This window comes from Aeromonas sp. QDB63 (assembly GCF_027707425.1).
GTDB lineage: Bacteria > Pseudomonadota > Gammaproteobacteria > Enterobacterales > Aeromonadaceae > Aeromonas > Aeromonas caviae.
Window position 1 is genome coordinate 1 of record NZ_JAPCIS010000027.1, and the last position, 14,226, is coordinate 14,226.

Consider the following 14,226-nt stretch of genomic DNA (forward strand, 5'->3'; position numbering starts at 1 on the left):
AGGGCACTGTCCGCGAGCAAGGCATCATTGGCCAACCCTTCTGCACAGATGTTGAGGCGCCGAGCGACCTCGGAGATGGGCTCATTGCGGAAAAAGGCCATCCCCACGACGAGCCACAAGACCATATCAGAAGGTAAGCGGCGTCGGCGGATAGTGGCCTTTTCAGACAAGGCGGCAGCGGCAGTAATCCATTCGTCGGGAATATGGTCGGCAAAAATGGCCAGCCGAGCCAGCATGTCGCCAGATGCCTCAACAACATCGTTCAGATCGTTTGCAATAGACATAAAAAATCCGGAACCAGTGATTGGTTCCGGATTGTCCTACAGCAGAAGGATCGGTCAATGGATCCTTAACTGATCAGCATTGCGGCCAGGCCGGGGTGTTTCGTGTGGGCTCTGTGCCATGACGGCGCGGATCACTGCTCCTTGCAGTCGTTGTAGCGGCTCTGCCACTCCCCGGCGTCATCGCGCATCTCGACGAACCCCTCCTTGCCCTTGTTCCACCAGACCACCTCGTGATCGTCGGTATAGCGGGCGCCGGAGGCGGAAACCGCCTGTGGCAGGGTGTAATCCTTGCCATCGGGGAGGGAGAGCTTGACGAAGTTCAGGCTCTCGTCCGAGAGGGAGAAGTAGCGAACCTGCACTTTCTGGTTCTGTTCACACAGATAGGTGACGGGATCGCCGCCGGTCACTCCCAGCTTGCCGCTGCCCAGATCGCAGCCGCCGAGCAGGGTGATGGCGCCCGCCCCCAGTAGAAAGAGCTTGGCGTGTTTCATGTTTGATCCTCACAACGGTGTCATATGGCCTTGAGCCTAACAGGATGAGGCACAACTGCAACCTCGTGGCAGGAGCCCTGCGTCGGGATGCGTCCGTCTCCCTCTGGTCCGTGGGGCAGGCAAAAAAACGCCCCGGCAGGCAAGCGGGGCGAAAGGGAGCCATCCAATGGCTGCAGAAAAGGGTCAGTGGCCGAACCGTGTCGCCTCGAAGCGATTGAGCAGCCGGTGGATGAGGTAGCAGGCGAGCAGGGTGACCACGATGGCAAAGAGGATGCTGCTCACCCGATAGAGGGCGCTGAACACCAGGTCGTTGCCCGGGGTCAGGTACTGGCCGAACAGGATGCCGAGGGTGGTGAGGGCACCGAAGCCGACTCCGGAGCCGCTTGCCTCCTTCACATGGGCATAGCTGAACAGCATGGCGCCGAGCCAGAGCACCGGGGTCACCAGCAGCAGCAAGCCGGACCAGTCATAGAGCACCAGCTGCCCCAGGATGCCGAAACTCACCCCCAGCAGGGTGCCCATGGCCCGCTTGCGGGCATAGTCCAGGGCGCCGTTCCAGTGCATGGGGAAGAGCAGCAGCAGGGTGGTGGCCTGGGCAGACATGGAGTCGCGCAGGTCGAAGATCTGGAACACCAGGAACGAGAGGGTCGCGATGGACGCCCCCAGCAGGGCTTCGTGGCGCATCCGGTGCGGCGCCTTGGGGGAGGGGGCCGGCCTGGGGCACTCCTCCACGTCCGGAATGAGGGCCGTCATCAGATAGGCGATGAGCACCGACAGGACGCTGGCCCAGAGGTTGCTGAAGATGAGGTCGTTCAGATCAATCCCGGGGTAGCTGGCAAAGTGCAGCATGATGCTGAGGCTGAGCACCCCGTTGGCACCGAACAGGAACAGGCTGCCCCGGGACATGGCGGCGAAACGGTAGAGGAAGAGCAAAAAGACCAGGGGGGTCATGAGCCCCGGGTGGCCGCCAAACAGGCCGCCGAGCAGCCCCACTTCCAGACCGCACATGGCGGCGGAGGCGATGAGCTGGCGGGCGGCGTGACCGTTCATCACCGGCACCAGGCCGAGCAGCAGCACCGGGGTGACGGTGAAGAAGACCCCGTTGCTCCAGCCGAAGATCTTGCACAGCACAAACCCCAGGGTACAGCCAAAGGCGATGCGCAGACACTGGCGCAGTTCGTTGGGGGTGAGGGGTCTGTGCCACAGGTTCATGGTCGTCATCTCAATAGATGTAGTGCAGCAGGCTGAGCAGACGGATCTGGCCGCGGGCCAGCAGCCCGGTCAGGGTGTTGTCCGGCAGCAACTGCACCGTGGCGCGGGCCCCGGCCGGCAGGTGGGCGGGCAGTTGCTCCAGGGTCAGGTGCAGGCGCAGGCGCTGGGCATCGCGCACCCAGCGATCGGACTCGACGGGGTTCGCAAGCTGGCCGTTGGCGTCAAACTGACCGGCGCTGACCCCGGCATCCAGGCTGGCGACGCGGGCAGGATAGAGACGACCGGGCTCGCCGTCGAAGGCGACGAGGGCCTGACTGCCGGCGCTGACGTGGCGCAGGCTCTTCTCGCGAAAATCGGCGATCACGTCCACCTGCTCGGAGACCAGGGCCAGCAGGGGGGAGCCTGCATTGGCCACGCTGCCAGGCTTGAGCTGCAGGTTGGTGATGATGCCGTCCTGGCTCGCATGAACCCGGCTGTAGGCGAGGTTGAGCTCGGCCTGGGCGAGGCGGTTGCGGGCCTGGCGCAGCAGCAGGTTGTCTTCCCCTGGCAAGCCGCGGTTGACGCGGGCCTGCTCTACCCGGGCCTGGCTGCCGAGCAGGTTGGCACGGGCGGTGCGGGCGGCGCTGTCGGCGTCATCTTTCTGCTGTTCAGAGACCATGTGACGGCGGTAGAGGGCGTCGATGCGCGCCGCTTCCCGCTGTTTCTGGTCGGCCTGGGTGCGCAGCGAGCTGTACTCCGCCTCGTAGGCGGTCAGGGTCGCGTCCAGCTGGCGGTTCTGCTGCCTGGCCTGATCCAGGGCGAGCCTGGCCTGATCCACGGCGAGCTGGAAGGGTTCCGGGTCGAGGGCGAACAGCAGATCCCCCTGCTTGACGTGCTGGTTGTTGGCGACGGCGACTTCGACCACCTTGCCGCTGACCTGGGGGGCCATCCGGGTGACGACCCGGGTGGCCATGGCCTGGGGGGTCAGGGGCATCTTGATGTCGGCCAGCAGAAAGTAGCCAAACACCAGGACGAAGCAGATGATGGCCCACTTTATCCAGCGCTTGAATTGTTGATCCGGTGTCATCTTATTCTCTCTCTTCGTGCTGTGCGGCTATCTTGCCGAGGGCGTTGGCGGAGATGCGGTGCACAATGTCTTCAAACTGGGCCAGCTCCTGCTGGCTGATGCCGGTGAGCAGCTCCCGGCGCACGGCGATGATGCGGCCCTCGATCTGATCGAGCAGCGCCTTGCCCGCCGGGGTCAGGGTGACGATGCGGGCCCGCTTGTCCTGGCTGCAGCAATGGCGCTCGATCAGCCCCTGCTCCTCGAGCTGACCCAGGGTCCGCATCAGGGAGGGGAGCTCTATCTCCAGGGCCTCGGCCAGGGTCTTCTGGCTGAGGTGGCCGCCGAGGCGGCTGAGTTTCCACAGGGCGGTCCAGCGGGGATGGGTGAGCCCTAGAGGTGCCAGCTCGAGATCGGCCACGGTGCGCCAGAGCCGGTGCAATCGCCCCAGCTGCTCGGCGAGGGAGAGTTCTCGCAACATCTCCAGATCCTTTTTCATGACGGGCACCTCAATTACTTAGCTTGCGAAGCATTATATTTATTTCGCAGGCTAAGTAAATAGTGTGATACAGCTCACGTTCAGGTTTTTTGCCCGGGCCGTGGTGTTTAAGTTTTTATATGGCTTTGCGGGCCAGCTAACCGACAACGGCCGGGGGAGGCGCTAGAGTGGCCACCTTTGAGGTGCGCCAGGCTGGCCACTGACCCGGCCGGGGGACACCCTCACCCTGGGCTTTCCTGTCCGCTGCAAGGTTGAACGATGAAACTGCGCCACCAGCTAGTCACCCTCTCGCTTGGCTTGTCACTGCTGCTGATCCTGATCCTGGGCTGTCTGCTCGCCCTCTTCATGCGCCACCTGCTGGAGAACAACCTGAAGGAGAAGGGGAGCGATCTGGCCCGGGTGCTGGCGGCGGACAGCCGGGTGGTCCGGGCCCTGGAGAAGGGGAGCGATCCCGGGCTGCGGGATTATGTGCAGGGGATCTGCAGCCGCACCGACGCCGCCTACATGGTGGTGACCGACGAACATGCCAGGCGCCTGAGCCACCCCTCGCCCGAGCTGGTGGGCCAGACCTTCCGGGGGGAGGACATCTGGCCTGCACTCCAGTCGCGCGAGAGCTACTGCTCCCGGGACGTGGGCACCCTGGGTCCCGCCATCCGCTGCTTCGCTCCCGTAGTGGGGCCCGATGGCCAGGCCATCGGTGCAGTGGCGGTGGGTTATCTGATGCGCACCGTGGAGGGCACCTATCAGGAGCGGATCGCCCTGCTGGTCGGCGCCATCGCAGCGGTGCTGGGGTGCGGCCTGCTGCTGGCGCTCTGGGTGCAGCACCTGCTGCGCCGCACCCTGCTGGATCTGGAGCCGGAGACCATCGCCAATCGCTTCGCCCAGCAGGATCTGGTGCTGGAGGGGATCTCGGAGGGGATAGTGGCCCTGGACAACCAGCACAGGATCACCATGCTCAACAGCGCCGCCTTCTATCAGTTGCGACTGCCCGGCACCGGGCGCCACGCCCTGCTGGGCCGCTCCCTGGCGGAGCTGGCCCCCGGCCTCGTGCCCACGTTGCAGCAAGGGGGGGCGGTCAGGTTCACCGTGCAGGGGGATGACTTCGTCGGCCACTGGCAGGAGCTCAGCGGTCGCGAGCCGGGGCGCATGCTCATCTTCAGCCGGCCAGACGGCACCGGCAGCCTGGGCATGCAGGTGACCCACCTGCGCCAGTACGGCGAGATGCTGCGCATCCAGACCCATGAATTCGCCAACAAGCTCAGCAGCCTCTCCGGTCTGCTCCAGCTCGGCCACGTGGATCAGGCGGTAGACCTCATCCAGCAGGAGAACGAAGCCTGCCAGAACATGTTGCAGGATCTGCTGCGGGTCATCGAGAACAAGCCGGTGGCCGGGCTCATCCTCGGCAAGTTCAGCCGGGCGCGGGAGCTGGGGGTGGAGCTGGTGCTGGATGCGGGGTCGGCCCTCGGGGAGTATCCGGCCGAGGTGTCGGCGGATCTCATCACCTGCATCGGCAACCTGCTGGACAACGGCATTCGCGCCGCCTGGGGGAACCGCGAGCACGCCGCGCCCAGGGTGCTGCTCTCCCTCTATGATCTGGGGCGGCGGCTGGTGATCGAGGTGGAGGACAGTGGCGAGGGGGTGGACGAGGCGCTGGCGGATCACCTGTTCGACTACGGTGTCAGCCGCCAGACCGGGGATCACGGGGTCGGCCTCTTCCTGGTCAAGAAGACGGTGGCCAGGCGGGGGGGCGTGATAGAATGGCGTCGCACCGCCGAGCAGACGACCCTGTTTGGTATCTATTTGAATAAAAACCAATTGGTGTAAGTCATGAAGCCAATTTTCACGCTGATTATCGAGGATGACGAGCGGATAGGCGCCATGTTGGGGGAGCTGGTCTCCTCCACGGCCGGGTTCTCCCTGATGGGGCGGGCCGGCACCCTGGCCGAGGCGGATCGCCTGATGGCGGGGAGCGAGCCCCGCTTGCTGATGGTCGACATCTCCCTGCCCGATGGCTCGGGCCTGGAGTGGGTGAGCCGGCTGCGCAGCTACAACCGGGAGGTGATGGTGATGATGGTGACCGCCTCCTGCGACGTGGAGACCATACAGCAGGCCCTCAACCTGGGCGTGCAGGACTACGTCATCAAGCCGCTGCGGCTGTTTCGCATCCAGCAGAGCCTGGAGGAGATCCTGGTCCTGCATCGCCGCCTGTGCGAGCCGGGGGAGCTGGCCCAGAGCGACCTGGACCGCCTGATGGGCAAGGCGCGCAACCAGGGTCGGGAGGCGCGGGAGACCCCCAAGGGGATCGACGCCATCACCCTGCGACAGGTGCTGGATCTGCTGGCGGGGGAGCCGGACAACACCTTCTCCACCGACACCGTGGCCCTGCGCCTCTCCCTGAGTCGCACCACGGCCCGCCGCTACCTGGAGTTTCTGGAGTCAGAAGATCGGCTGGACGTGGAGCTCAACTACGGCCAGCGTGGCCGCCCGGAGCGGCGCTACCACTGGCGCCGGGAGTCGTGACCCCGCCGCGGGCACAACGCCGAAGAGGCCGCGCACACCATGCTGCGCAGGCCGCGCAGATAAAAGGGAGCCTTTGAGCTCCCTTTTGTTTTGCCCCGATGCGACCCGGCCCTTCTATCTGGGATCGCCCGAGAAGGGGTGCAGGGCGGTGCGGGCGCGCTCGAACAGGGCGATGAGATGATCCGCCACGGCTCTCACCCGCCGGGAGTGGGCGAGATCGCTGTGGAGCACCAGCCAGATGGGCTGATCCACTCCGAGCTCCGGCAGCAGGCAGACCAGATCCGTCTGGCGGGCCAGGTAGTGGGGCAGCACCGCGAGCCCCAGACCGGCCTGGGCGGCGGCGAGCTGGGCCGCCAGGGTGCTGGTCTCCACCCGGCAGGGGCGGCCGCGCAGCATGCGGGTCATCCATCTGGCGGCGGGCAGGTGGCTCTGGGTTTCGTTCCATCCGATGAAGTCATCCTGATCGAAGCTGGCGGCATCCAGCCCGGGGCTGCGGGCATCCAGGTAGGCGCCGGTCCCGTAGAGGCCAAAGCCCAGGGTGCCCAGGCGCCGCAGGGTGAGGTGGCCGGCATCGGGCTTGACCATGCGCACCGCGAGATCGGCATCGCGCCGGTGCAGGTTCACCGTCTGCACCCCGGTGACCAGCTCCACCCTCAGCTCGGGGTGCTGGGCAAAGAGCGTCGGCAGGGAGGGGATGATGAGGGGATTGGCCAGGTTCTCGGCAGTGGCGAGGCGCACGGTGCCGGCCACCTGTCCCTGCAACTGCCCCGCCTCGCCAAAGGCCAGTCCCGCATGTTCCAGCGCCTCGGCTCGCTCAAGCAGGGCCTCCCCGTCGTCGGTCAGGCGATAGCCCTGCTGGTGGCGGCTGAACAGGGGGAGGCCGAGGGCCGCCTCCAGCCTGTCCAGGCGCCGGGAGACGGTGGCCACCCCCATGCGAAGGGCGTGGGCGGCACCGCTCAGGGTGCCGCTGCGGGCGATGGCCAGGAAGACGCGGGCGTCGTCCCAGAGCAGGGGATCGTGCATAGTGTTTCCATAATCGGAAAATGGGTTGCCAGTTATCTCTATATCTCATTAATTTTCGGAAGACCATACTCCCCTGCAACTTGTCAGGGAGAAAATGCGATGCAACGACGAACACTGGGAGCCAACCTGCAGGTCTCTGCCCTGGTGCTGGGCTGCATGGGGATGAGCGAATTCTACGGGCCGCGGGACGATGAGATGTCCTTGCGAGTGCTGGCGGAGGCGGTGGAGCGGGGCATCGACCTGCTCGACACCGCCGACATGTACGGCCCCCACCACAACGAGGCGCTGATCGGGCGTTTTCTCGCGACCCGGCGGGGGCAGGTGAAGGTCGCCACCAAGTTTGGCATCGTGCGCCAGCACGGGGAGTACAGGCGTACCCTCGACAACAGCGCCCGCTATGCGCGCCAGAGCTGCGAGGGCTCCCTGCGCCGCCTCGGCATCGAGCAGATCGATCTCTACTATGTGCACCGCCTCGATCCGGCCCATCCCGTCGATGAGACCATGGCCGGGCTGGCGCAGCTGGTACAGGAGGGCAAGATAGCCCGCATCGGTCTGTGCGAGGTGAGCGAGGCCACCCTGAGGCGCGCCCATGCCGTGCACCCGGTGGCGGCGGTGCAGACCGAATACTCCCTCTGGACCCGGGAGGTGGAGGCGGCGGTGCTGCCCGCCTGCCGGGAGCTGGGGATTGGTCTGGTGGCCTACTCCCCCCTGGGGCGCGGGTTTCTGACCGGGCGTTACCAGCAGGAGGCGGTGTTCGAGGAAGGGGATTTTCGGGCCAGTCTGCCGCGCTTTCAGGGGGAGAACCTCGCCACCAACCGCACCCTGGTGCAGGCGGTCATGGCCCTGGCCCGGCAGAAGGGGTGCACGGCGGCGCAGATAGCCCTGGCCTGGCTGCTGGCGCAATGGGAGGGGATAGTGCCCATCCCCGGCACCCGGCGCCTGACCCACCTTGAGGATAACCTCGGCGCCCTCTCGGTGCGCCTCTCCCCAGCGGAGCTCGGGGCCCTGGGCCAGGCCATCCGGACCCTGCCGGTGGCGGGGGAGCGCTATACTGCCGAGGGGATGAAGGGGGTGAACGCATGAGCGGCTCGCACACGGATCGCCATGAACGGGCGTTCGCGCTGCTGGCCCGGCTCGATCCCCAGGCACCCACGCGAGTCGCCGCCAGCCTGGATGCCCTGCCACCGGAACTTGCCGAGCTGGTGCTGGGGTTTGCCTTTGCCGATGTGCTCGCCCGTCCCGGCATCGATCTCTGCACCCGCGAGATACTCACGGTGGCGACCCTGATGGGAATGGGCACGGCGCCCGGACAGCTCGAGTTCCATATCCGGGCCGCCCTCAATGTGGGGGTCAGCCGGGAGACCATCATCGAGATCCTGCTCCAGGTCGCCGTCTATGCCGGAGTGCCCGCCTGCATGAATGGCATCCGTGCGGCCCGCAGCGCCTTCGCCGCCCATGACAAGGGGCGGGGGGGCAGGGATTAAGGTGGAGACGTCACCCTGGCGAAAAGGTCAGGTGTGCCCTGACGAGGGCAGCAAGAAGGGAGCCGAGGCTCCCTTCTTTCATGGTGCTGGCCGGCTCAAGCCCCTTCTGGCAGAGGACGGCGTACCCTCGGCTTGAGCTGGGAGAGCATGACCCCGGTCAGGATGAGGCCGCCCCCCAGCAGGTGATAGCCGTGGATGGGCTCCCCCAGGGTGATGACGGCGATGAGGGCCGTGCACAGGGGCATCAGGTTCATGAAGACCGAGGTGCGCTCCGCCCCCAGGGTGGCGAGGCCGCGCATCCAGCAGTAGGCGGCGAAGATGGAGGAGGCGAGGCCGGCGAACAGCACCATGCTCCAGCCCTGGGCGGGAATGGCCAGGGAGTCGGCAGAGAGGGCCACCGGGATGAGCAGCATCACCGCCAGCAGGATCTGCAGGTAGAGGTTGAGCAAGGGGCCGAACGGCAGTTGCCAGCGGCGGATCAGCAGGCCATAGAGGGCATAGCTGGCCGCCCCCAGCAGCATCATGCCGTCGCCGGGGTTGATGCCGCTGTGCAGCAGTGCCAGGGGATTGCCCTGACCCAGCAGCCAGAGCACCCCGAACAGGGAGAGGCTCATGCCGAGCAGCGCCTGCTTGCCCGGCTTCTGGCCAAAGCAGCAGGCCCCGATGAGCAGGGTGAGCAGGGGCAGCAGGGAGCCGATGACCCCCATGTTGGTGGCCGAGGTGCTGTGGGCGGCGTAGTAGGCGAGGCACTGGTAGAGCACCATGCCGAGCAGGGAGAGCACCAGCAGCTTGCCGAGCCAGAGGCGGATGTCGGCCCGGCGGCGCCAGAGCTGCGGCAGGCAGAAGGGGGAGAGCGCGAGGGCGGCGATCACCCAGCGATAGAAGGAGATGGCGGCGGGATCCAGCACGCCGGCGGCGGCCTTGGAGACCACGGTATTGGCGGCCCAGATCAAGATGGCGAGCAGGGGGAAGAGAAAAGGCATAAGCACTCCTTGGTACGATGGGGAGAGTCTAGCCTTGTCTTGAACGAGGTAAGTAGCGTAAATAAGACATGTCATAACCGCTTTGGGACAATCTGCATGGGCACCCTCACCCTGGCCGAGCAGGATCGCCTGCTGGCCGACCCCAACCCCCTCTACTTTCGCTACAGCCAGATCCAGGGGGGCAAAGCCTGCGCCGAACACGCCCACCCCTGGGGTCAGCTCAGCCTCATCAGCCTGGGGGTCATGGTGGTGGAGGTGGGGGGAGAGCGGCTGGTGGCGCCCCCGGACTACCTCATCTGGGTGCCGGCGGACCTGCCCCACACCGCCTTCAACGAGCAGACCCTGGATTACACCTCCATCTACGTGAGCCACGCGCTGGCACCGCGCCTGCCACGGGAACCCCAGCTGCTGGCCCTCACCCCCTTGCTGCGGGCCCTGCTGGAGGACTTCACCCAGCGCCGGGTCGGGCACATGGAGGATGAGTGGGATGCCCGTCAGGGTGAGCTCTTCATCGAGAAGCTGGCCCGCACCCGTTGCCAGCCGAGCTACCTGCCCCAGAGCCGGGATCGCCTGCTGGCACCCTTGCTGGCGGCATTGCAGGCGGCGCCGGAGGACAACCGCACGCTGGTGGAGTGGGCCAGGGCGCTGCACACCACGGAGCGCACCCTGGCGCGGCGTTGCCAGAAGGAGCTTGGCATGAGCCTGGGCCAGTGGCGCACCCGGCTGCGGCTGGTGAAGGCGCTGGACTGGCTGCGGGGCGAGATGCCGGTGCAGGAGATCGCCTGGCGCCTCGGTTACGCCTCCACCTCGGCTTTCATCGCCATGTTCCAGCGCGAACAGGGCTGCGCCCCCCAGCGCTATCGCCAGCAGCTGGGCCAACCCGTGGCCTGAACCGCATGAAAAAGGGCGCCCGCAGGCGCCCTTGTGGATCACGGGATGGGCTTAGAAGAAGCCGAGGGGGTTGATGTCGTGGCTCACCAGCAGGTTCTTGGTGTTCTGGTAGTGGTCCAGCATCATCTTGTGGGTCTCGCGACCGATCCCCGACTTCTTGTAGCCGCCAAAGGCCGCATGGGCCGGGTAGGCGTGGTAGCAGTTGACCCAGACCCGGCCGGCCTGGATGCCGCGCCCCATGCGCCAGGCCAGATTGCTGTCCCGGGTCCACAGGCCCGCCCCCAGCCCGTACTGGGTGTCGTTGGCAATGGCCAGGGCATCCGCCTCGTCCTTGAAGGTAGTGACCCCGAGCGCCGGCCCGAAGATCTCCTCCTGGAACACCCGCATCTTGTTCTGGCCCGAGAAGATGGTGGGCTGGATGTAGAAGCCCCCCTCCAGCCCGCTCACCTTGGCCGGGCCGCCGCCCAGCAGCATCTTGGCCCCTTCGCCGCGGCCGATCTCCATGTAGCTCAGGATCTTGTCGAACTGCTCGCGGGACGCCTGGGCCCCCACCTGGGTCGTGGTGTCGAGGGGGTTGCCCTGCACTATGGTGCGGGCGCGGGCCAGCACCCGGTCCATGAAGTCGTCATAGATGCTGGCCTGCACCAGGGCGCGGGAGGGGCAGGTACACACCTCGCCCTGGTTGAAGAAGGTCATCAGCATCCCTTCCACCGCCTTGTCGATGTAGCTGCTCTCGTGCTGCATCACGTCGGCGAAGTAGATGTTGGGGGACTTGCCACCGAGCTCCACGGTGGAGGGGATCAGCTTGTCGGCGGCGCAGCGCAGGATATGGGCGCCCACCTCGGTGGAGCCGGTAAACGCCAGCTTCTGGATCCGGTTGCTGGTGGCGAGCGCCTGGCCCGCCTCGGCACCAAAGCCGTTGACCACGTTGACTACGCCAGGGGGCAGGATGTCCTTGATGAGATCCATCATCAGCATGATGGTGACCGGGGTCTGCTCGGCGGGCTTGAGCACGCTGCAGCAGCCGGCCGCCAGTACCGGGGCCAGCTTCCAGGCGGCCATCAGCAGGGGGAAGTTCCACGGGATGATCTGGCCGACCACGCCGATGGGCTCCTTGAAGTGGTAGCTGACGGTGTTCTGGTCCAGCTCGGCGGCGGAGCCCTCCTGGGCGCGGATGCAGCCGGCGAAGTAGCGGAAGTGATCTACCACCAGGGGCAGGTCGGCGGCCAGGGTCTCGCGCACCGCCTTGCCGTTCTCCCAGGTCTCGGCGACGGCGAGCACTTCAATGTTCTGTTCGATGCGATCGGCGATGCGCAGCAGCAGGTTGCTGCGCTCGGTGACGCTGGTCTTGCTCCAGCTGGCGAACGCCTTGTGGGCCGCGTCCAGGGCGAGCTCGATGTCGGCGGCGTCGGAGCGGGCCACCTCGCAGAACACCCGGCCATCCACCGGCGAGATGTTCTCGAAATAGCGGCCGGCGCGCGGCGCCACCCAGTCGCCACCGATGAAGTTGTCATAACGGGATTTGAAGCTGACCAGGGCACCTGCCTGACCGGGAGCGGTATAAATCATCTCATCATCCTTATGTGTGTGTGGTCCTGACCGGCCTGGTGGGCAGTCCGGTTGCTTCCTGTCATCGCAAGGGGCGTGCCAGCGGGCGGCGCTCTACACAAAAAGGTTGCAAAAACGTTATCAAACGGGGTGCCAAGGGGTATCTTGGTTAACCAGTGCCCCCCAGGGCGGCCCCCAAACTGTGCCGTTTCTGAACATCGGGTGTGACACTGTGCCGTTTGTGAACAGGAGACGTGATGAAGGCGCTCCCCCAAGGCGGCCCTATTCGCGAGTGTGTAGAAGGAGGTGTGATGAGCGAGTTGCCTCAATCCGGTGCCAGCCCAATCCAGCGCTCCTGGGAGCGCTGCCTGCATCAGGGGCTGAGCCGCCAGCAGAGCGCCGAGCTGGACTTGCTGCCCCAGGGGGAGCTGTCGGCTCGCCAGGAGCAGCACAGGACGCTCATCGCCTGCTTCCAGCGCTTCGTGCTGCCGCTCTTTGGCCAGTTGCTGGCGGGCAGACCCTGTCGTCTTCTGCTGTGTGACGGCGAGGGGGCCATTCTTGCGGTGAGCGGAGACGACCGTTTTGCCCGCCATGCCGAGCGCATTTTTTTGCGCAGCGGCGCCCGCTGGGGGGAGGCGAGCAAGGGCACCAACGCCATCGGCACCGCGCTGGCCGAGCAGAGCGAGGTGCAGGTGCTGGGGGCGCAGCACTTCTTCGCCCAGCACAGCTTTCTCAGTTGCAGCGCCTGCCCCCTGCTCGGGCCGGACGGGCAACTGCTCGGCGTGCTCGACATCTCCACCAATGCGGCCCACCACGGCGGCGACATGCTGGGCACCGTGCGCCTCCTGGCCATGACCCTGGAAAACGCCCTGCTGGCCCGCCAGCCGGGCTGGCTGGTGGATCTCGATCCCCAGAGTCTCTGGTCTGCCCGCCTGCTGCTGGGGGAGGGGGGCGAGCTGCTCGGGGCCAACCGGGCCGGTCGGCTCTGGCTCGGCCAGCACCCCTTCGACGGTCAGCAGTTGCTGCGCGAGCGCCGCGGCCTGCGGCTGGTGCCGGAGGCGGGGGAGCGCGCCGCCAGGCTTCCCCTGCCGAGCGCGGTTGAGGAGGGGAGATCGCAGGCGCAGCAGGTGCCGCTCAAGATGCTGGAGCGGGGCATCTCATTGCTCATCGAGGGGGAGACCGGCAGCGGCAAGGAGCACCTGGTGCGCACCCTGCACGCCAGATCGAGCCGTCGGGAGCGGCCTCTGGTGTGCGTCAACTGCGGCGCCCTGCCGGCGGAGTTGGTGGAGGCCGAGCTGTTCGGCTACGTGGGGGGGGCCTTCAGCGGTGCCCGCAGCCAGGGCAGCCAGGGCTATCTGCGCGCCGCCCACGGCGGCATCCTGATGCTGGATGAAATTGGCGAGCTGCCGCTCCAGGCCCAGACCCGGCTGCTGCGGGTGTTGCAGGAGCGCGTCGTCACCCCGGTAGGCAGCCACAGACCCGAGGCGGTGGATTTCTGGCTGGTCAGCGCCAGCCATCGGGATCTGGCGGCCATGGTGGCGGCCGGCACCTTTCGCGAAGATCTCTACTACCGCATCTGCGGCTGGCGCCAGCAACTGGCACCCCTGCGGGCCTGGTCGGTGCCCGAGCGTCAGGGGTTGATCCTGAACCTGCTCGCCCAGATGGACCCGGCGCTACAACTGAGCCGGGAGGCGGAGCAGCGGTTGCTGGCTCACCCTCTGCCCGGCAACGTGCGCCAGCTCAAACAGGCGCTGGAGGTGGCCTGTGTACTGGCAGAGGGGCAGGGCTGGATTGAACCTGCCCATCTGCATCTGCCCGCCGTGGAGGGGGGGCAGAGCTCACCTTTGGGAGGGAGTACCCTGCGCGAGCAGAGTCGGCAGCGGGTGCAGCAGACCCTGGCAGAGTGCGGCGGCAACGTGAGCGAGGCGGCGCGCCGTCTTGGCATCAGTCGCACTACCCTCTATCGGGCACTGCGGGAGGAGGGGTGAAGGGTGTCGCGCCATCCAGCGCTTGTGTAGACTGCGAAGGCAAGGACGTTTTTTCGTTATGTTTCCATCGCAGGGAGTGCGCAATGATCCATCTTACGACCGACGAGGCTCCCCGCCTCTCTCCCGCCAGCTGGCCGATGCCGCTTGCGCCCCATGGGGCCCGTGCCGGTTAGTCGGCACCCGTCTGCGCCCGGTGCGGCGCGTGTAATAACCTTGGATCTGGATCAGCGCGGTCCGGCGCTTCAAGGTGTAGGGTAAAAG

14 protein-coding genes are annotated in these 14,226 nt (G+C 66.4%); 6 read left to right on the forward strand and 8 right to left on the reverse strand.

Annotated features, from left to right (window positions below; all coding sequences use genetic code 11):
• From PG879_RS15315 to slyA, 5 genes are all read right to left on the reverse strand, one after another.
• Positions 1–284: transposase domain-containing protein (locus PG879_RS15315; RefSeq protein ID WP_257712194.1), on the reverse strand; the 284-nt coding region annotated here is incomplete at its 3' end.
• Positions 285–415: 131 nt separating this feature from the next.
• Positions 416–775, reverse strand: a complete 360-nt coding sequence (locus tag PG879_RS15320; protein ID WP_010673456.1) for an MliC family protein — start codon at positions 773–775, stop codon at positions 416–418.
• Positions 776–958: 183 nt separating this feature from the next.
• A complete protein-coding gene (locus PG879_RS15325) occupies positions 959–1,987 on the reverse strand; it encodes a DUF2955 domain-containing protein (protein ID WP_210601668.1) in 1,029 nt (342 codons plus the stop codon).
• Positions 1,988–1,997: 10 nt separating this feature from the next.
• Entirely contained in the window at positions 1,998–3,053 is a 1,056-nt protein-coding gene (locus tag PG879_RS15330) for an HlyD family secretion protein (protein WP_210601667.1), read from the reverse strand.
• 1 nt (position 3,054) lies between these two features.
• On the reverse strand, positions 3,055–3,528 hold the full coding sequence (gene slyA, locus PG879_RS15335) for a transcriptional regulator SlyA (protein WP_010673459.1): 474 nt from the start codon (positions 3,526–3,528) through the stop codon (positions 3,055–3,057).
• 258 nt (positions 3,529–3,786) lie between these two features.
• On the opposite strand from slyA, the gene PG879_RS15340 reads away from it, so the two are divergent.
• Positions 3,787–5,352 carry an ATP-binding protein gene (locus tag PG879_RS15340; RefSeq protein WP_210601666.1) on the forward strand — a complete coding sequence of 522 codons (1,566 nt, stop codon included), beginning with the start codon at positions 3,787–3,789 and terminating at the stop codon, positions 5,350–5,352.
• Positions 5,353–5,355: 3 nt separating this feature from the next.
• Positions 5,356–6,048, forward strand: a complete 693-nt coding sequence (locus PG879_RS15345; protein ID WP_010673461.1) for a response regulator — start codon at positions 5,356–5,358, stop codon at positions 6,046–6,048.
• A gap of 114 nt (positions 6,049–6,162) precedes the next feature.
• Here the strand turns inward: PG879_RS15345 and PG879_RS15350 are convergent, their stop codons facing one another.
• Positions 6,163–7,071: a LysR family transcriptional regulator gene (locus PG879_RS15350; protein ID WP_069785606.1), complete on the reverse strand. Its 909-nt coding sequence runs from the start codon at positions 7,069–7,071 to the stop codon at positions 6,163–6,165.
• Positions 7,072–7,170: 99 nt separating this feature from the next.
• Here PG879_RS15350 and PG879_RS15355 point away from each other — a divergent pair, with 99 nt between their 5' ends.
• A complete protein-coding gene (locus tag PG879_RS15355; RefSeq protein ID WP_210601665.1) occupies positions 7,171–8,154 on the forward strand; it encodes an aldo/keto reductase in 984 nt (327 codons plus the stop codon).
• Positions 8,151–8,555 carry a carboxymuconolactone decarboxylase family protein gene (locus PG879_RS15360; RefSeq protein WP_161470781.1) on the forward strand — a complete coding sequence of 135 codons (405 nt, stop codon included), beginning with the start codon at positions 8,151–8,153 and terminating at the stop codon, positions 8,553–8,555. Before PG879_RS15355 ends, PG879_RS15360 begins: the two co-directional genes overlap by 4 nt.
• Before the next feature lie 95 nt (positions 8,556–8,650).
• Here the strand turns inward: PG879_RS15360 and PG879_RS15365 are convergent, their stop codons facing one another.
• The gene (locus PG879_RS15365) at positions 8,651–9,538 is read right to left on the reverse strand and encodes a DMT family transporter (RefSeq protein WP_210601664.1); all 888 of its coding nucleotides are present in this window, start codon (positions 9,536–9,538) and stop codon (positions 8,651–8,653) included.
• Positions 9,539–9,634: 96 nt separating this feature from the next.
• Between PG879_RS15365 and PG879_RS15370 the strand changes: the two genes are divergently transcribed.
• Positions 9,635–10,429 (forward strand): AraC family transcriptional regulator, encoded by a 795-nt coding sequence (locus PG879_RS15370; RefSeq protein ID WP_210601663.1) that lies wholly within the window; start codon positions 9,635–9,637, stop codon positions 10,427–10,429.
• Between the two features lie 51 nt (positions 10,430–10,480).
• Here the strand turns inward: PG879_RS15370 and exaC are convergent, their stop codons facing one another.
• The gene (exaC, locus tag PG879_RS15375) at positions 10,481–11,998 is read right to left on the reverse strand and encodes an acetaldehyde dehydrogenase ExaC (protein WP_139700619.1); all 1,518 of its coding nucleotides are present in this window, start codon (positions 11,996–11,998) and stop codon (positions 10,481–10,483) included.
• Between the two features lie 290 nt (positions 11,999–12,288).
• On the opposite strand from exaC, the gene PG879_RS15380 reads away from it, so the two are divergent.
• Positions 12,289–13,965, forward strand: coding sequence for a sigma-54-dependent Fis family transcriptional regulator (locus PG879_RS15380; protein ID WP_052816131.1), 1,677 nt, complete (start codon positions 12,289–12,291; stop codon positions 13,963–13,965).
• The last annotated feature ends 261 nt before the right edge of the window (positions 13,966–14,226 follow it).